Annotated in this window: 20 protein-coding genes; 5 read left to right on the top strand and 15 right to left on the bottom strand. The window is 69.2% G+C overall.

All coding sequences use genetic code 11. The features are described from left to right. Nucleotides 1-50: 50 nt before the first annotated feature. The 3 genes from PO78_RS16280 (at nt 51) to dksA (ending at nt 1,796) form a co-directional block, all read left to right on the top strand. Nucleotides 51-581, top strand: coding sequence for a superoxide dismutase family protein (locus PO78_RS16280; protein ID WP_004322617.1), 531 nt, complete (start codon nt 51-53; stop codon nt 579-581). Between the two features lie 65 nt (nt 582-646). Continuing rightward, nucleotides 647-1,177 carry a hypothetical protein gene (locus PO78_RS16275; protein WP_004322618.1) on the top strand — a complete coding sequence of 177 codons (531 nt, stop codon included), beginning with the start codon at nt 647-649 and terminating at the stop codon, nt 1,175-1,177. A gap of 193 nt (nt 1,178-1,370) precedes the next feature. Further along, nucleotides 1,371-1,796, top strand: a complete 426-nt coding sequence (gene dksA, locus PO78_RS16270) for an RNA polymerase-binding protein DksA (protein WP_004322620.1) — start codon at nt 1,371-1,373, stop codon at nt 1,794-1,796. A gap of 117 nt (nt 1,797-1,913) precedes the next feature. On the opposite strand, the gene pnp is transcribed toward dksA, so the two are convergent. From pnp to ylqF, 15 genes are all read right to left on the bottom strand, one after another. After that, nucleotides 1,914-4,013 (bottom strand): polyribonucleotide nucleotidyltransferase, encoded by a 2,100-nt coding sequence (pnp, locus tag PO78_RS16265; RefSeq protein WP_004322622.1) that lies wholly within the window; start codon nt 4,011-4,013, stop codon nt 1,914-1,916. Between the two features lie 218 nt (nt 4,014-4,231). Next, entirely contained in the window at nt 4,232-4,501 is a 270-nt protein-coding gene (gene rpsO, locus PO78_RS16260) for a 30S ribosomal protein S15 (RefSeq protein WP_004322624.1), read from the bottom strand. Between the two features lie 77 nt (nt 4,502-4,578). Next, entirely contained in the window at nt 4,579-5,565 is a 987-nt protein-coding gene (gene truB, locus PO78_RS16255; protein WP_004322626.1) for a tRNA pseudouridine(55) synthase TruB, read from the bottom strand. After that, complete coding sequence (gene rbfA / locus PO78_RS16250) at nt 5,543-5,968, bottom strand: 30S ribosome-binding factor RbfA (protein ID WP_004322627.1); 426 nt, start codon at nt 5,966-5,968, stop codon at nt 5,543-5,545. The genes truB and rbfA overlap by 23 nt, the downstream gene beginning before the upstream one ends. 3 nt (nt 5,969-5,971) lie before the next feature. Next, entirely contained in the window at nt 5,972-8,878 is a 2,907-nt protein-coding gene (gene infB, locus PO78_RS16245) for a translation initiation factor IF-2 (RefSeq protein WP_043745231.1), read from the bottom strand. Between the two features lie 13 nt (nt 8,879-8,891). Beyond that, nucleotides 8,892-10,367, bottom strand: coding sequence for a transcription termination factor NusA (nusA, locus tag PO78_RS16240; protein WP_004327033.1), 1,476 nt, complete (start codon nt 10,365-10,367; stop codon nt 8,892-8,894). Nucleotides 10,368-10,394: 27 nt separating this feature from the next. Then, nucleotides 10,395-10,829 (bottom strand): ribosome maturation factor RimP, encoded by a 435-nt coding sequence (gene rimP / locus PO78_RS16235; protein WP_004327035.1) that lies wholly within the window; start codon nt 10,827-10,829, stop codon nt 10,395-10,397. Nucleotides 10,830-11,098: 269 nt separating this feature from the next. Next, the gene (gene rluB / locus PO78_RS16230) at nt 11,099-12,238 is read right to left on the bottom strand and encodes a 23S rRNA pseudouridine(2605) synthase RluB (protein WP_012585147.1); all 1,140 of its coding nucleotides are present in this window, start codon (nt 12,236-12,238) and stop codon (nt 11,099-11,101) included. Beyond that, the gene (gene scpB, locus PO78_RS16225; RefSeq protein WP_012585146.1) at nt 12,186-12,788 is read right to left on the bottom strand and encodes an SMC-Scp complex subunit ScpB; all 603 of its coding nucleotides are present in this window, start codon (nt 12,786-12,788) and stop codon (nt 12,186-12,188) included. The genes rluB and scpB overlap by 53 nt, the downstream gene beginning before the upstream one ends. Continuing rightward, complete coding sequence (locus PO78_RS16220; RefSeq protein WP_004324027.1) at nt 12,766-13,596, bottom strand: segregation and condensation protein A; 831 nt, start codon at nt 13,594-13,596, stop codon at nt 12,766-12,768. The genes scpB and PO78_RS16220 overlap by 23 nt, the downstream gene beginning before the upstream one ends. A gap of 37 nt (nt 13,597-13,633) precedes the next feature. After that, nucleotides 13,634-14,836 carry a tryptophan--tRNA ligase gene (locus tag PO78_RS16215; protein ID WP_004324029.1) on the bottom strand — a complete coding sequence of 401 codons (1,203 nt, stop codon included), beginning with the start codon at nt 14,834-14,836 and terminating at the stop codon, nt 13,634-13,636. Between the two features lie 6 nt (nt 14,837-14,842). Next, nucleotides 14,843-15,502, bottom strand: coding sequence for a site-2 protease family protein (locus tag PO78_RS16210; RefSeq protein WP_043745221.1), 660 nt, complete (start codon nt 15,500-15,502; stop codon nt 14,843-14,845). Between the two features lie 27 nt (nt 15,503-15,529). Continuing rightward, entirely contained in the window at nt 15,530-16,153 is a 624-nt protein-coding gene (locus tag PO78_RS16205; RefSeq protein ID WP_043745218.1) for an L-threonylcarbamoyladenylate synthase, read from the bottom strand. Between the two features lie 27 nt (nt 16,154-16,180). Then, complete coding sequence (locus tag PO78_RS16200) at nt 16,181-17,086, bottom strand: 3',5'-nucleoside bisphosphate phosphatase (RefSeq protein ID WP_043745214.1); 906 nt, start codon at nt 17,084-17,086, stop codon at nt 16,181-16,183. A gap of 423 nt (nt 17,087-17,509) precedes the next feature. Then, nucleotides 17,510-18,484 (bottom strand): ribosome biogenesis GTPase YlqF, encoded by a 975-nt coding sequence (gene ylqF, locus PO78_RS16195; protein ID WP_043745211.1) that lies wholly within the window; start codon nt 18,482-18,484, stop codon nt 17,510-17,512. A 282-nt stretch (nt 18,485-18,766) separates the two neighbouring features. Here ylqF and cspE point away from each other — a divergent pair, with 282 nt between their 5' ends. Next, nucleotides 18,767-18,976: a transcription antiterminator/RNA stability regulator CspE gene (gene cspE, locus PO78_RS16190; protein ID WP_002926583.1), complete on the top strand. Its 210-nt coding sequence runs from the start codon at nt 18,767-18,769 to the stop codon at nt 18,974-18,976. A gap of 243 nt (nt 18,977-19,219) precedes the next feature. Next, nucleotides 19,220-21,253, top strand: a complete 2,034-nt coding sequence (locus tag PO78_RS16185) for a DEAD/DEAH box helicase (RefSeq protein WP_043745206.1) — start codon at nt 19,220-19,222, stop codon at nt 21,251-21,253. Nucleotides 21,254-21,336: the final 83 nt, after the last annotated feature.

Genomic DNA, 21,336 nt, shown 5'->3' with positions numbered 1-21,336 from the left:
GGTTTGTCCTATGCTTGAGACTCTGGACGCATTCCAACAGGAGAACAGCCATGATCAAACCCGCCGCCCTCGCCGCCGCGCTCCTTGCCACCACGCTCGCCCTGCCCGCCCTCGCCGCCGAGCGTGCGAGCGCCCGTTTGCTCGATCGCCAGGGCGCCGAGGTGGGCACCGCGACCCTGGTCGAGGGGCCCCACGGCGTGTTGGTCCACGTGGTCGCCAAGGGACTGCCGCCCGGGCCGAAGGCGATCCACATCCATTCGGTGGGCACCTGCGAGGACGGCACGCAGGGCTTCGTCGCCTCGAAGGGCCACCTGAACCCGGCGGCAAGGCCGCACGGGCTGATGAACCCGGATGGCCCCGACGCCGGCGACCTGCCCAACCTCTTCGTGCATGCCGACGGCGGCGTCGAGGCGGAGTTCTTCACCGCCCTCGCCAGCCTCTCGGGCGCGGGCGGACGCGCCGCCATCCTCGACGCCGACGGCGCCGCGCTGGTGATCCACGAGAACCGCGACGACCACGCCAGTCAGCCGATCGGCGGCGCCGGCGGGCGCTTCTTCTGCGGTGTGATCCGGGCGCAGTGAGCGGATCAGATCGCCTCAGCCGTTGCGAAGCCGGGTCGCGCGCCCACCCGCCCGCCGCCCTCGCAATGGCGTCGGCGCTCGTCCTGACGCTCGCCGCCGCGGGCTGTGCGCCACCCACCGAAGAGGCGGCGCTCACCCCCCGCGGCATCGGTCCGATGTTGCTCGGCGTTCCGCTTGCCGACGCCGCCCGCGCCACCCGGCGCTTCGATCCTGCCGCCGCACGGATCGGCCCGGGCTGCGACGAACGCGACCAGATCGGCGTGGTGCTGCGTGTGGCCGGCGAGTCGCTGTCGGTGATGGCGATGGCCGGCGCCGACGCCAGGATCGAGGAGATCCTCGCCATCCCCGCGCAGGGCGCCGGCGCGGTCACGCTGGCCGATGCCGAGGCCTGCCGTGCGCACGGCGCCGCCTACGCGGCCAGCCTCACCCCCCGGCTCGGCGCGGCGCCCACCTGGTCGGTGCACGAACGCCCGGTCTCGCACGAGTTCGTCTTCGCCTTCGCCGGCGACGTACGCGTGGTGGCACGCTGGTTTTCCGGCGGCAGGAGCTGCGACCTGCTGCTGCAGTACGGCGGCAAACCCGCCGCCAGCCCCTGAGCACCGCGACCGTCCGGGGCCCTGGCGGCGCCTCCGCCGCGGCTCCGCAGCGCGGCAGCCGCGCACTCGCAGCCGGGAACGCGCGGTCCGACACGGGGCACGCCAGGGCGATCCGGGGTATGCTTGCTGCACCGGGTTGATTCTGTTATTAAGTCGGACCTCACCAATCAACACCCTCTACGGAAGTCGATCCATGGCTGAAGATACCCTGCACAAGCAATTCCCGCCCTACGTTCCCGCTGCCGGCGAGGAATACATGAGCGAGAAGCAGCTGGCCCACTTCCGCGCGATCCTCGATTCGCTCAAGGGCGAGCTGGTGGATGACATCGAGCGCACGGTGCACACGATGCAGGACGAGGCGACCGTGTTCGCCGACCCCAACGACCGCGCCAGCCAGGAGTCCGACATCGCGCTCGAGCTGCGCAACCGCGACCGCGAGCGCAAGCTGATCAAGAAGATCGACGAGACGATCGGTCGCATCGAGGCCGGCGAATACGGCTACTGCGACAGCTGCGGCGTCGAGATCGGCCTCAAGCGCCTCGAGGCGCGCCCGACCGCGACCTTGTGCATCGACTGCAAGACGCTGGAAGAGATGCGCGAGCGCCAGGTCGCGAAGTAATCCGCCGCTCCCGGTCGCGACCGGGACGGACAACAAAAAAGGACGCCTGGGGCGTCCTTTTTTGTTGTCCGCACGCCGTGCTGCAGCGCGTGGCGGGCCGCAGCCCGCCATCCGCCATCAGCCGGCGTTTTCGTTCAGCAGCGCCTTCATGCTCAGGCGGATCTTGCCGCGCTCGTCGGTCTCGAGGACCTTCACGCGCACGACCTGGCCTTCCTTGACGTAGTCCGAGACGTTATTCACGCGCTCGTTGGCGATCTGCGACACGTGCAGCAGGCCGTCGCGGCCCGGCATGATGTTCACGATGGCGCCGAAGTCGAGCAGACGCACGACCGGACCTTCGTAGACCTTGCCGACCTCGACCTCGGCGGTGATCGCCTCGATCCTGGCCTTCGCCGCCTGGGCGCCCTCGGCGCTGACCGACGAGATCTTGACCGAACCGTCGTCCTCGATCTCGATCACGGTGCCGGTCTCTTCCTGCAGCGCGCGGATCACCGCGCCGCCCTTGCCGATCACGTCGCGGATCTTCTCGGGGTTGATCTTCATGTTGATCATGCGCGGAGCGTACTCGGACACCTGGCCGCGGCTGGTGCCCAGGGCCTGCTGCATGAGGCCGAGGATGTGCAGGCGGCCTTCCTTGGCCTGCTCCAGCGCGGCGTGCATGATCTCCTTGGTGATGCCCTGGATCTTGATGTCCATCTGCAGGCCGGTGATGCCGTTCTCGGTACCGGCGACCTTGAAGTCCATGTCGCCGAGGTGGTCCTCGTCGCCCAGGATGTCGGTCAGTACCGCGAAGCGGTTGCCGTCCTTGATCAGACCCATGGCGATGCCGGCGACGTGGTTCTTCAGCGGCACGCCGGCGTCCATCATGGCGAGCGAGCCGCCGCACACCGAGGCCATCGACGAGGAGCCGTTGGATTCGGTGATCTCGGAGACCACGCGCACGGTGTAGGAGAACTCTTCCGGCTTGGGCAGCATGGCGACCAGCGAGCGCTTGGCCAGGCGGCCGTGGCCGACCTCGCGGCGCTTGGTGATGCCGAAGCGGCCGGTCTCGCCGGTGCAGAAGGGCGGGAAGTTGTAGTGGAGCAGGAAGCGCTCCTTGTACTCGCCGGCGATGGCGTCGATGATCTGCTCGTCGCGGCCGGTGCCCAGGGTGGCGACCACCAGGGCCTGCGTCTCGCCGCGGGTGAACAGCGCCGAGCCGTGGGTGCGCGGCAGCACGCCGGTGCGGATCTCGATCGGACGCACGGTGCGGGTGTCGCGGCCGTCGATGCGCGGCTCGCCGTTGAGGATGCGGCTGCGGACGATACCGGACTCGAGGTTGAAGAAGAGGTCCTTCAGTTCATTGACCGAGGGCGCGTTCTCCACGCCTTCGGTGAGCTGGCCGATCACGCGCTTGCGGATCTCGGACAGGCGGGCCGAGCGCTCCTGCTTGCTGGTGATGCGGAAGGCCTCTTCCATCTCGGCCTTGGCGAGCTCGGTGACCTTGGCGATCAGCGCCGCATTGGCGGGCGGCGCCTGCCAGTCCCATTCGGGCTTGCCGGCAACCTCGACGAGATCGTTGATGGCCTTGATGGCGGTCTGCATCTGCTCGTGGCCGAACACCACGGCGCCGAGCATGACATCCTCGGGCAGCTCCTGGGCTTCGGACTCGACCATCAGCACGGCGGTCTGGGTGCCGGCGACGACGAGGTTCATCGCGCTCGACTGCAGCTCGGTGGCGGTCGGGTTGAGGATGTACTTGCCATCGAGGTAGCCGACGCGCGCGGCGCCGACCGGGCCGTTGAAGGGCAGGCCGGAGATCGCCAGCGCGGCCGAGGCACCGATCATCGCCGGGATGTCGGAGTCGATCTCGGGGTTCAGCGACAGCACGGTGACGATGACCTGGACTTCATTCATGAAGCCGTCGGGGAAGAGCGGGCGGATCGGACGGTCGATCAGGCGCGAGGTGAGGATCTCCTTCTCGCTCGGGCGGCCTTCACGCTTGAAGAAGCCGCCGGGGATACGGCCCGCGGCATAGAACTTCTCGACGTAGTCGACGGTGAGCGGGAAGAAGTCCTGGCCCGGGCGGGCTTCCTTGGCGCCGACCACGGTGGCCAGCACCACGGTCTCGTCCATGTTCACGATGACGGCGCCGCCAGCCTGGCGGGCGACTTCGCCGGTTTCCAGGGTCACGGTGTGGGCGCCGTAGGCGAAGGTTTTCTTGATTGCGGTAGGCAAGTTGGTATTCCTTGTTCTTTCGGTGGATGCAGCAAACGACAACTGCTTGCGGCGGGCCGTCCGAGCGGACGGCCAGGCACCGCGGAGGGACGGCCTCGGGCGGGCGCGCGAACGCGGCGGGAGAACGGCAAAAAGCCGGCGCGGCCGCAGGGGCACGCACCGGCTTTGCTGGCTTACTTCGCCCTGATCGGCGCTGTCGGACTCGTCACGGACAGCAATTACTTGCGCAGGCCCAGACGCTCGATCAGATTGCGGTAGCTGTCGGCGTTGCGACCCTTCAGGTAGTCCAGCAGCTTGCGGCGCTGGCTGACCATCTTCAGGAGGCCGCGGCGGGAGTGGTGATCCTTCGCGTGCTCCTTGAAGTGGGGGGCGAGACCGTTGATGCGGGCGGTCAGGAGCGCGATCTGGACTTCCGGGGAGCCGGTGTCGCCCTGGGCGCGCTGGAAGTCGGAGACGATCTTCGACTTGGATGCGATATCGAGAGCCATGTGTGTCTTTACTCGTGTGTTCTGCCAATCAGAAGCGGCGGATTATACCCAAAGCCGCGCCAGTTACTCAATCAAAATCATGCGGATGCATCTTCGCTCCGCCCACCGGTGGCGATCAGCCGGCGCGCCGCCAAGCGTCCGTCGTCCTGCCACTGCGCCAGGCCGAGGAAGCCCCCCGGCCCGTAGGCGCGCACCTTCGCGCCCGGCTGCGCGCCCGCGAGCGCGAGCGTGCGACCCTGCAGCAGGCCGCGCGCCGCCTCGGCATCGAGCTGCAGCACCGGAAAGCCCGCCACCAGCGCATCGACCGGGGCGAGCAGCGCATCGCGTCCGCCCTCGCCGGCCGCCTCCAGCGCTTCGAGCGTGAGCGCACCGGACAGGTCGAAGGCGCCGATCGCGGTGCGCCGCAACGCCGCCAGGTGGGCACCGCAACCGAGCGCAGCGCCGATGTCCATCGCGAGGCTGCGGATGTAGGTGCCCTTGCTGCAATGCACGCGGATCGTGAAGCGTTCGCCTGCGAAGTCGAGCAGTTCGAGCGCATGGATCACGACCCGGCGCGCCGCGCGCTCGAGCTCGATGCCCGCGCGCGCGTACTCGTAGAGCGCCTTGCCGTCGCGCTTGAGCGCCGAATACATCGGCGGCACCTGCTCGATCTCGCCGCGGAAGCGCTCCAGCACGGCTTCGAGCGCGGCGCGATCCACCGCCACCGGACGGGTGGCGAGCACCTTGCCCTCGGCATCGCCGCTGTCGGTGTCCACGCCGAGCCGCACCACCGCCTCGTAGATCTTGTCGGCGTCGAGCAGCATCTGCGAGAACTTGGTGGCCTCGCCGAAGGTGAGCGGCAGCAGTCCGCTCGCCATCGGATCCAGCGTGCCGGTGTGGCCGGCCTTGGCCGCCGCAAGCAGGCGCCGTGCGGTCTGCAAGGCACCGTTCGAGCTCATGCCCTGCGGCTTGTCGAGCAACAGCACGCCGTCGACTTCGCGGCGGACGATCCTGCGTTGCGGCTGGCCCTTGCGCTTCGGCCGCGCCGGCTCAGCCGCGACCTCAGCCGCGGGAGCGAGCGTCATCATCCGTGCCGGTGTTGTCGCCGCCGCCAGCCTCGTCGTGCTGGCGGGCCTCGTCTTCCTTCACCACCTCGTCGATCAGCTGCGACAGGCGCGAGCCCTCTTCCACCGAACGGTCGTAGTGGAAGTGCAGCTCCGGGATGGTGTGGATGCGGATGCGGCGGCCGAGCTCGCGACGCAGGAAGCCGCTCGCGCGGCGCAAGCCCTGCAGGATCTCGGGCACGTCGGCCTCGCCCGTCATGTTGGTGAAGAACACCTTGGCGTGGGCGTAGTCGGGGGTGATCTCGACATCGGTCAGGGTGATGAAGCCGACGCGCGGGTCCTTCACCTCGAGGCGGATCAGCTCGGCCAGCTCGCGGCGGATCTGCTCCACCACGCGCTGGCTGCGGGAATACTCCTTGGGCATCGCTTACAGGGTCCTCGCCACTTCCTTGATCTCGAAGACCTCGAGCTGGTCGCCTTCCTGGATGTCGTTGTAGTTGCGCAGCTGCAGGCCGCACTCGTAGCCGAACTTGACTTCCTTGACGTCGTCCTTGAAGCGCTTGAGCGACTCGAGCTCGCCGGTCCACAGCACGGTGTGGTTGCGCAGCAGGCGGACGTGCGAATTGCGGCGCACGACACCCTCGAGCACGTAGCAACCCGCGATCGAGCCGACCTTGGAGATCGTGAACACCTGGCGGATCTCGACCAGGCCGGTGACTTCCTCGCGCTTCTCCGGCGCCAGCATGCCCGACAGCGCCGCCTTCACCTCATCGACGGCGTCGTAGATGATGTTGTAGTAGCGGATATCGACACCGAAGGTCTCGGCCAGCTTGCGCGCCCCGGCATCGGCACGGGTATTGAAGCCGATGATGACCGCGCCCGAGGCCTGCGCCAGGTTGACGTCGGATTCGCTGATCGCGCCCACCGCACCGTGGATGACGTTGACGCGGACTTCGTCGGTGGAGAGCTTCTGCAGCGACTGCACCAGCGCCTCCTGCGAACCCTGCACGTCGGCCTTGATGATGAGCGCCAGGCTCTTGACCTCGCCCTCGGACATCTGCTCCATGAGCGTCTCGAGCTTGGCGGCCTGCTGCTTGGCGAGCTTGACGTCGCGGAACTTGCCCTGGCGGAAGAGCGCGATCTCGCGCGCCTTCTTCTCGTCGGCCAGCGCGATCGCCTCGTCACCCGCGGACGGCACGTCCGACAGGCCGAGGATCTCGACCGGGATGGACGGACCGGCCTCGTCGATCTGCTTGCCGTTTTCGTCCAGCATCGCGCGGATGCGGCCGAAGGTGGCGCCGGCGAGCAGCACGTCGCCCTTGCGCAGCGTTCCCGACTGGACCAGCAGCGAGGCCACCGGGCCACGACCCTTGTCCAGGCGCGCCTCGATGATCAGGCCCTTGGCGGGCGTGTCCTTGGGCGCGGTGAGCTCGAGCACCTCGGCCTGCAGCAGCACGGCCTCGAGCAGCTCGTCGATGCCGGTCCCCTTCTTGGCGGACACCGGCACGAACATGGTGTCGCCGCCGTAGGCCTCGGGGATCACCGACTCGGCGATCAGCTCCTGGGTCACGCGCTCGGGGTTGGCGTCGGGCTTGTCGATCTTGTTGATCGCCACCACCAGCGGCACGCCGGCCGCCTTGGCGTGGTGGATCGCCTCGCGCGTCTGCGGCATCACGCCGTCGTCGGCCGCGACCACCAGGATGACGATGTCGGTCGCCTTCGCCCCGCGGGCACGCATCGCCGTAAAGGCCTCGTGGCCCGGGGTGTCGAGGAACGTGAGCATGCCGCGCGCGGTCTCGACGTGATACGCGCCGATGTGCTGGGTGATGCCGCCGAACTCGCCCGCGGCGACCTTGGCGCGGCGGATGTAGTCGAGCAGCGAGGTCTTGCCGTGGTCGACGTGGCCCATCACGGTGACCACCGGCGCACGCGGCAGCACGTCGGCATCCTTGTGCGCTTCGCTCTCCTCGAGGAAGGCATCCGGATCGTCGAGCTTCGCGGCGACCGCCAGGTGCCCCATCTCCTCGACGATGATCATCGCGGTTTCCTGGTCGAGCACCTGGTTGATGGTGACCATGGAGCCCATCTTCATCAGGACCTTGATCACCTCGGTCGCCTTCACCGCCATCTTGTGGGCGAGGTCGGCGACGGTGATCGTCTCGGGCACGTGCACCTCGCGCACGATCGGCTCGGTGGGGGCCTGGAAGGACGAACGGTCGTCCTGCTGGTTGCGGCCGTGACGGCCGCCGCCCTTGCCGGCGCCGCGCCAGTTGCTGCCGGTGGTGGCACCGACCTCGCCGCGCGTCTTCATGCCGCCGCGGCGCTTGCTGGCGCCGTCGGCCTCGCGCGCCGGGGCCGCGGGGGCCGTACGCTTGACTTCCCGGCTGGCGGGCTTGTCCTCGGTCTTGGCGGGCCGCTGCAGGGTGCCGGTGGTCGGCTTGGCGGCCGCCTTGGCGGGCTCTTCCTTCTTCTGCTGCTCGGCACGCAGGCGGGCTTCTTCCTCGGCCTTGCGCGCCTCGGCGGCGGCCTTGGCCGCAGCCTCGCGCTCCTGGCGGGCACGCAGGTCGGCCGCCTGGCGCTCCTTGAGCGCGCGCTGACGATCCTCGTCACGCTTGCGCGCGGCGACCTCCTCCTCGCTGAGGATCTCGGAGAGCGGCAGCGGCTTGCTCAGCACGGTGGTGACCTGCGGCTGGGGCGCGACGGGCTCCTGGCGCTGCGGACGCTCGCCACGGCCATGGCGACCGCCCTGCTGGGCCGGTCGCGCCGCGCTGGCGGCGGGGGCGGCGGGGGGCGGCGCGACGGCGGGGGCCGGCTCGACGACCGGAGCTACGGCCTCGGCGACGGGCGCGACGGCCTCGGCCGCCGGCGGCTCGACCACCTCCGGCGCGGCGGCTGCAACAACCGGCGCTGCTTCGACGGCAGGCTCGACCGCGGGCGCAGCGGCCTCGGTGACCGGCGCGGGCGCCTCGACGACCGCCTCGGCGATTTCGGCTTGCTCGACCGCCGCAGCCTCGACCCCGGCCTGCTCGGCGAGCTCGTCACGCTTGACGAAGGTGCGCTTCTTGCGCACCTCGACCTGCACCGTGCGCGCACGCCCGGTGGAGTCGGTGGCGCGGATCTCGGAGGTCTGCTTGCGCGTCAGGGTGATCTTGCCCTTGGGCTGGGTGTCGCCGTGCGAACGCCGCAGGTAGTCCAGCAGCCTCGCCTTGTCCTGTTCGGTGAGCAGGTCGGTGGGGCCGGATTTTTCCACGCCCGCACGCTTCAACTGCTCGAGCAGCACCGCGGCCGGCATTTTCAGTTCGCCGGCAAACTGGGTCACGCTCATCTGTTCCATTACTGCCCTCCCATCATTCTTCGAACCAATGGGCGCGCGCAACGGAAATCAGCGCCTTGGCTCTTTCTTCGTCGATCCCGGCCATTTCGACCAGCTCGTCGACCGCAAGGTCGGCCAGGTCGTCGCGGGTACGAATGCCCTGCTGGGCCAGTGTGGCGGCCAGCGACTTGTCCATGCCTTCGAGGCCGAGCAAGTCGTCGGAAACCTTCTCGAGCTGCTCCTCGGTGACGATGGCCTCGGTCAGCAGCACATTGCGCGCTCGATTGCGCAGTTCGTTGACCGTGTCCTCGTCGAAGGCCTCGATCTCGAGCATTTCGGAGAGCGGCACGTAGGCCACCTCTTCGAGCGAGGAGAAACCCTCCTCGATCAGGATGTCGGCGACTTCCTCGTCGACGTCCAGTTTCTCCATGAACAGCGCGCGCAGGCCCTGCTGCTCCTGGGCGGTCTTTTCGGCCGACTCCTGCTCGCTCATCAGGTTGATCGTCCACCCGGTGAGCTCGGAGGCGAGCTTGACGTTCTGGCCGCTGCGGCCGATGGCGATCGCGAGGTTGTTCTCGTCGACCACCACGTCCATCGCGTGCGACTCCTCGTCCACGACGATGGAGACGACCTCGGCGGGCTGCAGCGCGGCGACCACGAACTGGGCGGGATCCTGCGACCACACGATGATGTCGATCTGCTCGCCGGCGATCTCGTTGCGCACGGCGGTGACGCGCGAGCCGCGCAGGCCGACGCAGGTACCGATCGGGTCGATGCGTTGGTCGTTGGACTTGACCGCGATCTTGGCGCGCAGGCCGGCGTCGCGGGCGCAGGCCTTGAGCTCGAGCAGGCCGTCCTCGATCTCGGGGACCTCGAGCTCGAAGAGCTTCATGAGGAATTCGGGCGCGGTGCGCGACAGCACCAGCTGCGGGCCGCGCGCGCCGCGGTCGATGCGCAGCAGGAAGGCCTTGACACGATCGCCCACGCGCAGATTCTCGCGCGGGATCTGCTGGTCGCGCGGCAGCACGGCTTCCATGCGGCCGACCTCGATGATCGCGTTGCCGCGCTCCATGCGCTTGATCGAGCCGGAGACGAGGAACTCCTTGCGGTCGAGGAAGTCGTTTAGCACCTGCTCGCGCTCGGCGTCGCGGATCTTCTGCAGGATGACCTGCTTGGCGGCCTGGGCGCCGATGCGACCGAAGTCGATCGGCTCGAGCTCTTCCTCGATGTAGTCACCGATCTGCACGTCGGCGCGCAGCTCGCGGGCATCGATGATGCCCATCTCGGCCTCGTCGTTCGCGACCTCCTCGTCGAGCATCACCAGCCAGCGGCGCTTCGAGGTGTAGTCGCCGGAGTCGCGGTCGATCGACACCACCACGTCGGCATCGTCGTGGATGCGTTTCTTGGTCGCAGAGGCCAAGGCGGTTTCGAGCGCGGAAAAAACGATGTCCTTGGCGACGTTCTTCTCGCGCGCCAAGGCATCGACAAGCAGCAGGATCTCGCGGCTCATTTCAGTAAAACCTCCACATCCACAGTCTCAAAATTGGGGCACCAGGCGCGCTTTCTCGATGTCGTCGAAGGGCAGCAGCACCTCGCCCTTCTCGGTGCGCAGCGCCACCGCGCCGTCCTGCACCCGCTCGATCACGCCCACGAAATTGCGTTGATTGCCGATCGGCAGCGACAGGCGGACCTGCGCCTGCTCGCCGGCGAAACGTTCGAAATCGGCCAGCTTCTTCAACGGGCGGTCGAGGCCGGGCGAGGACACCTCGAGCCGGTCGTAATCGACGTTCTCGACCTCGAACACGCGCTGCAGCTGGTTGCTGACGGTGGCGCAATCGTCGACCGTGATGCCGCGCTCGATGTCGAGGAAGACGCGCAGCAAGCGGCCCTTGGGCGAGAACTCGATATCGACGAGTTCGTATCCCAGTCCGGTCACCACCTGCTCGATCAATCCCTCGACGTCCGCGCGCATCTGCCTGCCCCACCGCTTCGGCGCCACGTCGGGCGCCACAAATAAAAAATGGGCGAAACGCCCATCAAACAATTGTTCCTGCACGAAAAACCGCTGGCCACAACCGCATGACGGAGCGGACGCCTGCCGTGGCTCGTGGCCACAAAGGAAATCCATCCATCAAAGCCGAACGAGTATACAGCCAAACCGCGGGGACGAGCAAACGCACGCGCGAAGATCGCGCGTGCGCCGCTCCCCCGGCGAGGACTGCGGAGTCCCTGCGGGACGCCTCAACGCGCCTGGGTGCGGTGCAGCTTCACCGGCCGCTTGTCGCGCAGATCCTGCTGACGGCTCTGCTGCGGCGGCGGCAGGCCGGCGAGCGCGCAGGCCTCGGCCTCGGGCATCTCCATCCACATGCCGCGCTTGAGGCGCGCGGGCAGCTCGACGCTGCCGTAGCGCACCCGCATCAGCCGGCTCACGGTCAGGCCCACGGCTTCGAACATGCGCCGCACTTCGCGGTTGCGGCCCTCCGAGATCGTCACCCGGTACCAGTGGTTGGCACCCTCGCCGCCCTCGTCGCGCAGCAGGTTGAACTTGGCCGGGCCGTCCTCGAGCTGGATGCCGTCGGTAAGCGACTTCACCTGCTCTTCGGTGAGCTCGCCGAGGATGCGCACCGCGTACTCGCGCTCGAGTTCGTAGCGCGGGTGCATCAGCTTGTTGGCGAGGTCGCCGTCGTTGGTGAACAACAGCAGCCCCGAGGTGTTGAAGTCCAGGCGCCCGACCGCCAGCCAGCGCCCCTTGCGCAGGATGGGCAGGCGCTCGAATACGGTGGGACGGCCCTCGGGGTCGTCGCGCGAGACGATCTCGCCTTCGGGCTTGTGGTAGATCAGCACGCGCGGCGAGCGCTGGGTGAAGCGCAGCGGCACGAGCTTGCCATTGACCTTGACGCGGTCGCCCGGGCCGATCTTCTGGCCGAGCGAGGCCGGCAGGCCATTGACCGAGATGCGCCCGGCCACCACCCATTCCTCGATCTCGCGCCGCGAGGCGACGCCCGCCTGGGCGAGCACCTTCTGCAGGCGCTCGGGCTCGCTGAGCGTGGTGGGCGCGTTGCGCCCGCCGCCCGGCCCACGGCCACGCACGGGGCGCTCGCCGCCCTCGGGCTGGCCGAGCGCGGAACGGTGAGCGTCGGGATGGCGGACGGGATCGCCCTCGATGCGCGGCCGGCGCGGCGCAGGCGCGCCACCGGCGCGCGGCGGACGCGGCGTGCGCGGGCCGCGCGGATCGGCGTTGAGGTGCGCGTCCTTGCGGCCGGGCTGGGCGTCGTCGTCGCGCGCGCCACGGGATTCGCGCGGGTCGCGGTCGAGGATCTCGATCGCGTCAGACTTCTTCTTCAGGGGCGGGCGCAGCGGCCGGTTCGGTTTGCGAGACATCGACTAGATCCATGATTTTTTCGAGTTCGGTGAGCGCCGGCAGCTCGGTCAGGCTGCGCAGCCCCATCTCGTCGAGGAAGCGCCGGGTGGTGGCGAAGAGCGCCGGCCGCCCGGGCGTGTCGCGGTGGCCGACGATGTCGACCCAGCCGCGCGATTCGAGGGTTTTCAAGACGCTGGGCGAGACCGCCACGCCGCGGATGTCCTCGATGTCACCGCGCGTGACGGGCTGGCGATAGGCGATGATCGCCAGCGTTTCCATGACCGCGCGCGAGTAGCGCGGCGGTTTTTCTTCCTTCAGGCGGTCGAGGTAGACCTGATACTCGGGCCGTGTCTGGAAGCGCCAGCCGCTCGCCAACTGCACCAGCTCGACCCCGCGCCCGGCCTCGAACCACTGCGCGCGCAGCTCGTCGAGCAGGCGGCGCACCAGGTCCGGCCCCGGATCCTCGTCGAAGAGCTTGCGCAGCTCCGACACCGGCAGTGCCCCCGGCGCGGAGAGCAGCGCCGCCTCGACGATGCGCAACCAGGTCTCAGGCGTCGTTGCGGGTGCCATCTGCCAGCTTCACGTAGATCGGCGCAAAGGCCTCGTTCTGGGTCACTTCGACCAGCTTTTCCTTCACCAGCTCGAGCACGGCGAGAAAGCTCACCACCAGGCCGGGCGGGCCGAGCTCGACGTCGAACAAGGCGTCGAACACCACGAAGGCGCCGTCACCGAGCTTGCGCAGGATCGCCGTCATGTGCTCGCGCACCGAGAGCTGCTCGCGGCCGACACGGTGGCTCTGGTTGAGCCGCGCCTTCTTCATGATACGCAGCCAGGCCAGCTGAAGGTCGTGCAGGCTGACCTCGGGCAGGCGCTCGACCACCTTCTCGGCAACGAACACCCCCACCCACTCGAAGTCGCGCTCCACCCGCGGCAGCGCCTCGAGCCGTGCCGCGGCGAGCTTCATCTGTTCGTACTCGAGCAGCCGGCGCACCAGCTCGGCGCGCGGATCCTCTTCTTCCGCACTCGCGCGCGGCGGCCGCGGCAGCAGCATGCGGGACTTGATCTCGAGCAGCACCGCCGCCATCAGCAGGTATTCGGCGGCGAGCTCGAGGTGGGTGGCCCGCATCGCCTCGACGTACTCGAGGTACTGCGCGGTGAGCGGCGCCATCGGCACATCGAGGATGTCGAGGTTGGCCTTGCGGATCAGGTAGAGCAGCAGGTCCAGCGGCCCCTCGAAGGCTTCCAGGAAGACCTGCAGCGCATCGGGCGGAATATACAGGTCTTTCGGCAATTCGAGCAGGGGCTCGCCGTAGATGCGCGCGAGCACATCGAGCGGCGGGCCGGTGTCGATCGGCACCAGGTCGAGCGGCAGGTTCATGGTGCGGCTGCGATCGGGAAGGCGGCGTGCGGCGGGCTCAACCGTAGTCCAGGCCCATCGCCTCGCGCACGTCGCGCATGGTCTCCTGCGCAAGCCGGCGCGCGCGCTCGCAGCCGTCGGCGATGATGCTGCGCAGCAGCGAAGGATCGTCCAGATAAGGCTGGGCGCGCTCGTGCAGCACCTCCTGCTCCTTCAGGATCGCCTCCAGCACCGGCTGCTTGCACTCCAGGCAGCCGATGCCCGCGCTGCGGCAACCCCGCTGCACCCAGGCCAGGGTGTCTTCGCCGGAATAGATCGCGTGCAGCTGCCACACCGGGCAGCGCTCGGGCTCGCCCGGGTCGGTGCGGCGCATGCGCGCGGGATCGGTCTGCATGGTGCGCACCTTGCGCGTGACACTCTCGGCGTCCTCGCGCAGGTTGACGGTGTTGCCGTAGGACTTGGACATCTTCTGCCCGTCCAGGCCGGGCATGCGCGCCGCCGGGGTAAGCAGCGCCTCGGGCTCGACCAGGATCATCTTGCCGCTGCCTTCCAGGTAGCCGTAGAGGCGCTCGCGGTCGCCAAGCGAGAGATTCTGGGTTTCGTCGAGCAGGGCCTTGGCCTGCTCGAGCGCCTCGTCATCGCCCTCCTGCTGGAAGCGCGTGCGCAGATCGTGGTACATGCGCGCACGCTTGGCACCGAGCTTGCGCACCGCGTCCTTGGCCTTGTCTTCGAAGCCCGGCTCGCGGCCGTAGAGGTGATTGAAGCGGCGTGCGATCTCGCGGGTGATCTCGATGTGCGGCACCTGGTCCTCGCCCACCGGCACCTTGTCCGCACGGTAGATCAGGATGTCGGCCGACTGCAGCAGCGGATAGCCGAGGAAGCCGTAGGTCGACAGGTCGCGACCCTCGATCCTCTCCTGCTGCTCCTTCCAGGTCGGCACACGCTCCAGCCAGCCGAGCGGGGTCATCATCGAAAGCAGCAGGTGCAGCTCGGCGTGCTCGGGCACCTGCGACTGGATGAAGAGCGTGGACTGCGCGGGATCGACCCCGGCGGCGAGCCAGTCGACCAGCATGTCCCAGACGCTGTTCTCGATCACCTCGGGGGTGTCGTAGTGCGTGGTGAGCGCATGCCAGTCGGCGACGAAGAACAGGCAGGGGAACTCCTCCTGCAGCTTCACCCAGTTCTTGAGCACGCCGTGGTAGTGGCCGAGATGGAGCCGCCCACTGGGGCGCATGCCGGAGAGGACACGTTCAGCGTACATGGAGCATCAGAATCCGAAGACGAGGGACAGCAGGTAGCGGAACCCGGTGAGCAGCGGCCACAGCAGGGTGCCGAGCACGCCGGTGAACAGCAGCACGAGCAGGATCGGGAAGCCGTAGGGCTCGAGCCGGGCATACTGCCAGGCCAGCCGGTTTGGCAGCAGGCTGACCGCGATGCGGCCGCCGTCGAGCGGCGGGATCGGCAGCAGGTTGAGCGCCATCAGCACGGCGTTGATCCGGATGCCGGCGTCGGCCATCTCGAGCACCGGCAGCGTGTAGGCGCCCGGCTCGCTGGTGGCGCCGATGCGGAACAGCAGCGCCCACCCGAGCGCCATGACGAAGTTGACGAAAGGCCCTGCAGCCGCCACCCACAACATGTCGGACTTGGGATTGCGCAGGCGCGAGAAGTTGACCGGCACCGGCTTGGCCCAGCCGAAGAGGATGCCCCCGCCACCGGCGAGCGAGCTGAGGGCGAGGATGCCCGCCGGCACCAGGATGGTGCCCACCGGGTCGATGTGGCGCAGCGGGTTGAGCGTGATGCGCCCGGCGAGGTGGGCGGTGGGGTCGCCGAAGTGGCGTGCCACGTAACCGTGCGCGGCCTCGTGCAGCGTGATCGCGAGCACGACCGGGAGGGCCCAGATGGCCAGGGTGGAGATCAGCGAATCCATCGCGGGCTCGGTGGCAAACCCCGGATTCTACAGACCGAAGGGCTCGAGCGGGCCGCGCCCGGCGCGCACCAGCTCGGGCGCGCCCGAGGTGAGGTCGATCACGGTGATGGCCTCGGGACCGCAGTAGCCGGCCTCGATGACCAGCTCGACCAGCTTGCCGAGGCGGTCGCGAATCTCCTCCGGGTCGGAGAGCGGCAGGTCCTCGCCGGGCAGGATCAGGGTTGAGGTGAGCAGCGGGCCGTCGATCTCGGCGAGCAGGGCCGACACCACCGCGTGCTCGGGCACGCGCAGGCCGATGGTCTTGCGCTTCGGGTGCAGCACGCGGCGCGGCAGCTCCTTGGTGCCTTCGAGGATGAAGGTGTAGGGGCCGGGAGTGACCGCCTTCAGCAACCGGTACTGGCTGTTGTCCACCCGGGCGTAGGTGCCGATCTCGGAGAGGTCGCGGCACATCAGCGTGAAGTGGTGGCGCTCATCCACCCCGCGGATGCGGCGGATGCGGTCGAGCAGCGCGGCATCGCCCACCTGGCAGGCGAGCGCGTAGGCGGAGTCGGTGGGCAGCGCGACGAGGCCGCCGCCACGCAGGATCTCGGCGGCCTGACGGATCAGCCGCGCCTGCGGCTGTTCGGGATGAAGGGAGAAATACTGGGCCATGATCGGATGCTCGATGGGGCGCGCGCCCTAGCGCGCGGAGGATGCGGCCGCCGCGAGCGCCGCGGTGGTGGCCTGCAGACGGCTCCACACCGGCTCGAGGTCGGCAGGCAGCGGATTGCAGCGGCCGACGTCGACCATGCTCTCCTGCACACCATGGAAATCGGACGCGCGCGAGGCCAGCAGCCCGCGCTGGCGCGCGAGGCTCGCGAAGCGACGCATCTCGTCCTCGGTGTGCGCACCGGCCACCACCTCGACGGCCTCACCGCCGGCGGCGACGAAGCGGTCGAAGAGCTCGCCCATGGCGACGGAGGACAGCCGGTAGCGCGCCGGATGCGCGACCACCGCGATACCGCCGGCGGCGCGGATCCAGCCCACCGCCTGCTCGAGCGTCGCCCAGCGGTGCTCGACGAAGCCGGGCTTGCCGCGCACGAGATAGTGGTCGAAGACCGTCTTCACGTCGGGCATCACGCCGCTCGCGACCAGATGGCGGGCGAAGTGCGCGCGGCTCACGAGCGCGGGGTTGCGCGCGAAGCGGCAGGCACCCGCAAAGGCATCGGGGATGCCGACGCGCGCGAGCTCGTCGCCAATGCGCCGCGCGCGCCCGTCGCGTCCGGCACGCAGGGCGGCGAGACCGGCACACAGTTCGGCGCTCCCGGGATCGACGCCCAGGCCCACGATATGGACGGTCTCGCCGGCGAAGGAGACCGAGATCTCGACGCCCGGCACGAAGGCCAAGCCATTGGCGCGGGCGACAACCTGCGCGGACGCGATGCCGCCAAGTTCGTCGTGATCGGTCAGCGCGAGCAACTCGACGCCGTTGGCGATCGCGCGCAACACCAGCGCTTCGGGCTCGAGCCAGCCGTCCGAGACGGTGGAATGGCAGTGCAGGTCGACGTTGAGGGCGTGCAGCCGCGAGGCTGACGGAACGCTCATGGGACTCCGGAGGAGGAACGGCAGGATCAGGATGATATCAAAGGCGCCCGGACTGCGCCGGCATTGGCCATGCGGCGACCTGCGGACGGGCAGGCGCGAGCAGCCGTCGATCGTGCGGCCGCGTGGCCTGCGACGCCTGCCGCACCCGCGTCCGCCCGCCGTATCATTGCACCCGAACACCCGGCCCCGATCGATGAGCTTCGTCCCCCCCGCCCCACCTGTCGCCGAACTGCGCCGCTGCCCCAGCTGCAATCGCTGGGGCGGATGGCGGCGCGTGGGCGAGGACGGCAGCACCGTCGAACTGCATCCCACCGAGCAGCGCGGCCCCTGCCGGGAAGGCCCCTGGCACGGCTCGCTGCGCGGGCCGCGCAACGCCTGTGGGCAGTGGTTGCGCTGGATAGAGATCGTGCCGGCGACGGCGGATCAGTCGCCCTCGCCCCCGGAAGCATCGGCCTCGCCCCCCGCTTCCGCCGCGCCGGCGGCTTCCTCTCCGGTCTCCCCCGCAGCGGCAGCCTGAGCCGCGGCCGCCTGCGCGGCGGCGATCATGTGCGCGCGCGTCTCCGGCGTCTCCAGGCTGATGCGCCCGAGCGCGCCGTCGCGATAGTCCTGCAGCAGGATCTGCGCCGCCTTCTCCAGGTCCAGCCCACCGCCCTTGACCAGACAGCCGCGCCGCCGGCCCACCGCCTCGACCAGCGCCGGGCCGTCGAGCGCGGCCACCGCGGCGGCGTCGAGCCGGTAGCGCACCGCCAGGCGATCGGGGTAGCGCGCGATGAGGATCTCGCCGAGGAAGGCCGCCACCTCCTCGTCGATCACCGCGTTGCGGCCGATGGCGTGGCTCGCCGCCAGCATGTAGCCGTCGGCATCGTGGTCGATCTTGGGCCACATCATGCCGGGCGTGTCGGTGAGCGTCATGCCGGGACCGAGATCCAGCGTCTGCTGGTGCTTGGTGACTGCAGGCTCGTCGCCCACCTTGGCCACCTTGCGCTTGAGCAGCGCGTTCATCAGCGTCGATTTGCCGACGTTGGGAATGCCCATGATCATCATGCGCAGCGGCTTGACGCCATCGTCGCGGTGCGGCGCGAGCTGGCGGCACAGCGCCGGCACGCGCGCCACCTCGGCCGGGCTCTTGGCCGAGATCGCCACCGCCTTCACGCCGGGCAGGCGATTGTAGGACTCCATCCAGGCACGTGTGACCTCGGGGTCGGCGAGGTCGGACTTGTTGAGCAGCTTGAGGCAGGGGCGGTTACGAAAGCGGCGCAGCTCGGCGATCATCGGGTTGCTGCTGGCCTCGGGCAGGCGCGCGTCGACGACCTCGATGACCACGTCGGTCATGGCCATCGCCTCGGCCGCCTTCTTGCGCGCGGAGGCCATGTGTCCGGGGAACCACTGGATGGGCATGGAGAGACCTGGATTGACTGTCGGGGGGCGGATTATCCCACTGCCGGACGCCGGCACGCGCCCCACGCGCACGCCGCATGCGATCGAACTGAAAAATAAGTTCACGCATCCGCGCAAAAGCGTGTATCTTGCCGCTCGCAGTCGATTCAAGCAGTGGTTGTTGGTGTGGTTGCCAGCGTGTTCCAAGAGAACGCGTGTCGGTTTGATGCCTCCCTGATTACGTTTCTTGATCGTTCCTGCACCTCGGGGCGCAAGCCCGCAATTCTTTATATGGAACGCAAAATGAGCACTCAAACCGGTACCGTCAAGTGGTTCAACGACGCCAAGGGCTTCGGCTTCATCACCCCGGAAGGCGGCGGCGACGACCTCTTCGCCCACTTCTCGGAAATCCAGAGCAAGGGTTTCAAGAGCCTGGCCGAAAACCAGCGCGTCGAATTCGAAGTCAAGACCGGCCCGAAGGGCCTGCAGGCGGCCAACATCCGCCCGCTGTAATCGACCCGACGTCCTCGACGTCGATCGATTGATTCAAAACGCGGCCCTGCGCCGCGTTTTTGCATTTGCGGCGGCCTCGGGCCGCCCTTCCGCACCAACGGAGCGCGCCGGACGCGCAAGCCCGCGGCCACCCGCCGCAACGCCGCGGCCACGAGCCGCCCCATCACCCCCGCCGCGCCGCAATCGCCCGCCTCCGCGATGTTGCAGCGCCGCTGCCCATCGCCGCCCCGCGGCCGAGACGCCATGACCGAAGCTCCCCGCCCCGAATCCGCCCCCGCCGAAGCCGAACTGCGCTTCGCCGATCTCCAGCTGCCCGCGCCCCTGCTGTCGGCGCTCGCCGAAGTGGGTTACGAGACCCCCTCGCCGATCCAGGCCGCCTGCATCCCGCAACTGCTCGCCGGCCACGACATCCTCGGCGAGGCGCAGACCGGGACCGGCAAGACCGCCGCCTTCGCGCTGCCGATGCTGGCCAAGCTCGACCTCGCCGACACGCGCCCGCAGGTCCTGGTGCTCACCCCCACGCGCGAGCTAGCGATCCAGGTCGCCGAGGCCTTCGCCAAGTACGCCCACCACCTGAAGAACTTCCACGTGCTGCCGATCTACGGCGGCCAGAGCATGGTCGTTCAGCTGCGCCAGCTCTCGCGCGGCGCCCAGGTGGTCGTCGGCACCCCGGGCCGGGTCATGGACCACCTCGAGCGCGAGAGCCTCAAGCTCGACGCCCTCAAGGCCATCGTGCTCGACGAGGCCGACGAGATGCTGCGCATGGGCTTCATCGACGATGTCGAGTGGATCCTCGAGCACACCCCGGCCGAGCGCCAGACCGCGCTGTTCTCGGCCACCATGCCCAACGTGATCCGCGAAGTCGCCCGCCGCCACCTGCGCAACCCGCAGGAGATCAAGATCCGCGCCGCCACCTCCACCGTGGCCAAGATCAGCCAGCGCTACTGGCTGGTGCGCGGGGTGGACAAGCTCGACGCACTCACCCGCATCCTCGACGCCGAGGAAAGCTTCGACGCCGCCCTCGTCTTCGTGCGCACCAAGATCGCCACCGAGGAGCTCGCCGACAAGCTGGCCGCGCGCGGCTATGCCGCCGCCGCGCTCAACGGCGACATGAACCAGGGCCTGCGCGAGCGCGTGATCGAGCAATTGAAGAACGGCGCGCTCGACATCGTCATCGCCACCGACGTCGCCGCGCGCGGCATCGACGTTCCGCGCGTCTCGCACGTGATCAACTACGACATCCCCTACGACACCGAGGCCTACGTCCACCGCATCGGCCGCACCGGCCGCGCCGGGCGCGAGGGGGTGGCGATCCTGTTCGTGGCGCCGCGCGAGACGCGCATGCTCAAGATGATCGAGCGCGCCACCCGCCAGCCGATCACGCCGATCGCGCTGCCGAGCGGTGAGGAGGTCACCAACCTGCGCGTGGCCCAGTTCAAGCGCCAGGTCGCCGAGACCATCGCCGGCGCGGAGCTCGGCTTCTTCATGGGCGTGGTCAACGACCTGATCGACGAGAACGAGCTCGAGATCCACGAGGTCGCCGCCGCACTGGCCCTGCTCGCCCAGCGCGAGCGCCCGCTCCAGGTCGAGCAGTCCGGCCGCGGCTGGGACATCGCCACCACGACGCCCAGTGAAGGCCGCGCGCCGCGCGCCGAGCACTTCACCACCGGCGCCGCGCGCGAGCGCACGCCGCGCCCCAACCGCGACGAGATCCTCGCCCGCCGGCGTTCCTTCTCCGAAGGCGCGCTGGTGCGCTACCGCATCGAGGTCGGCCGCGCCCATGGCGCGAGCCCCAAGGAGATCGTCGGCGCGATCGCCAACGAAGGCGGCATCGAGGGCAGGTTCATCGGCCAGATCCACCTCTTCGACGAGTTCTCCACCGTCGAGCTGCCCGCCAACCTGCCCGAGGACCTGCTCGCCACGCTCAAGCGCACCCGCGTGCGCCAGATGCCGCTGTCGATCCGCGAGCTGAGCGCCGCCGAGGCGGCCACGGTCCCCGAACGCCGGCGCCCGGCGCGGCCGGAACGCGGCACGGACGGCTCGCACGCGCAGGACGGCGAGCGCCGCCCGCGCGACTTCGGTGGCGAGCGCCCGAACCAGCCTGGCGCGGGTTACGCCGGCAAGCCGGGTGGCGGGGGCTTTCGCGGCCACGACGAGCGTCGACCGCACGACGAACGCCGCCCGCCGGCCACCGACCGCAAGGCTGGCGGCCACTCCGCGCCGGTGAAGCGCCAGGGCGAGCGTGCCGGCAAGCCCTTCCGCCGCCGCGAGGACTGAAGGCCGGAGCGCGGGCGCGTGCCCCGGGGCACGCGCCCGGCGGCTGCGCGAACTGCGTCACGGCACCGCCGAATCGCCTGCCG

The sequence above is a fragment of the Thauera sp. SWB20 genome (genome assembly GCF_000831325.1).
Taxonomy (GTDB): domain Bacteria; phylum Pseudomonadota; class Gammaproteobacteria; order Burkholderiales; family Rhodocyclaceae; genus Thauera; species Thauera aminoaromatica.
Note: the sequence above shows the minus strand (reverse complement) of the source record. Positions and strands in the feature narration are given on the sequence as shown.

Excerpts from the sequence above, each read along its gene's own strand:
- PO78_RS16280 (WP_004322617.1), top strand. The coding sequence starts at position 51 with ATGATCAAACCCGCCGCCCTCGCCGCCGCGCTCCTTGCCACCACGCTC.
- PO78_RS16275 (WP_004322618.1), top strand. The coding sequence starts at position 647 with ATGGCGTCGGCGCTCGTCCTGACGCTCGCCGCCGCGGGCTGTGCGCCA.
- dksA (WP_004322620.1), top strand. The coding sequence starts at position 1,371 with ATGGCTGAAGATACCCTGCACAAGCAATTCCCGCCCTACGTTCCCGCT.
- rpsO (WP_004322624.1), bottom strand. The coding sequence starts at position 4,501 with ATGGCTCTCGATATCGCATCCAAGTCGAAGATCGTCTCCGACTTCCAG.
- truB (WP_004322626.1), bottom strand. The coding sequence starts at position 5,565 with ATGACGCTCGCTCCCGCGGCTGAGGTCGCGGCTGAGCCGGCGCGGCCG.
- rbfA (WP_004322627.1), bottom strand. The coding sequence starts at position 5,968 with ATGCCCAAGGAGTATTCCCGCAGCCAGCGCGTGGTGGAGCAGATCCGC.
- infB (WP_043745231.1), bottom strand. The coding sequence starts at position 8,878 with ATGGAACAGATGAGCGTGACCCAGTTTGCCGGCGAACTGAAAATGCCG.
- nusA (WP_004327033.1), bottom strand. The coding sequence starts at position 10,367 with ATGAGCCGCGAGATCCTGCTGCTTGTCGATGCCTTGGCGCGCGAGAAG.
- rimP (WP_004327035.1), bottom strand. The coding sequence starts at position 10,829 with ATGCGCGCGGACGTCGAGGGATTGATCGAGCAGGTGGTGACCGGACTG.
- rluB (WP_012585147.1), bottom strand. The coding sequence starts at position 12,238 with ATGTCTCGCAAACCGAACCGGCCGCTGCGCCCGCCCCTGAAGAAGAAG.
- scpB (WP_012585146.1), bottom strand. The coding sequence starts at position 12,788 with ATGGCACCCGCAACGACGCCTGAGACCTGGTTGCGCATCGTCGAGGCG.
- PO78_RS16220 (WP_004324027.1), bottom strand. The coding sequence starts at position 13,596 with ATGAACCTGCCGCTCGACCTGGTGCCGATCGACACCGGCCCGCCGCTC.
- PO78_RS16215 (WP_004324029.1), bottom strand. The coding sequence starts at position 14,836 with ATGTACGCTGAACGTGTCCTCTCCGGCATGCGCCCCAGTGGGCGGCTC.
- PO78_RS16210 (WP_043745221.1), bottom strand. The coding sequence starts at position 15,502 with ATGGATTCGCTGATCTCCACCCTGGCCATCTGGGCCCTCCCGGTCGTG.
- PO78_RS16205 (WP_043745218.1), bottom strand. The coding sequence starts at position 16,153 with ATGGCCCAGTATTTCTCCCTTCATCCCGAACAGCCGCAGGCGCGGCTG.
- PO78_RS16200 (WP_043745214.1), bottom strand. The coding sequence starts at position 17,086 with ATGAGCGTTCCGTCAGCCTCGCGGCTGCACGCCCTCAACGTCGACCTG.
- ylqF (WP_043745211.1), bottom strand. The coding sequence starts at position 18,484 with ATGCCCATCCAGTGGTTCCCCGGACACATGGCCTCCGCGCGCAAGAAG.
- cspE (WP_002926583.1), top strand. The coding sequence starts at position 18,767 with ATGAGCACTCAAACCGGTACCGTCAAGTGGTTCAACGACGCCAAGGGC.
- PO78_RS16185 (WP_043745206.1), top strand. The coding sequence starts at position 19,220 with ATGACCGAAGCTCCCCGCCCCGAATCCGCCCCCGCCGAAGCCGAACTG.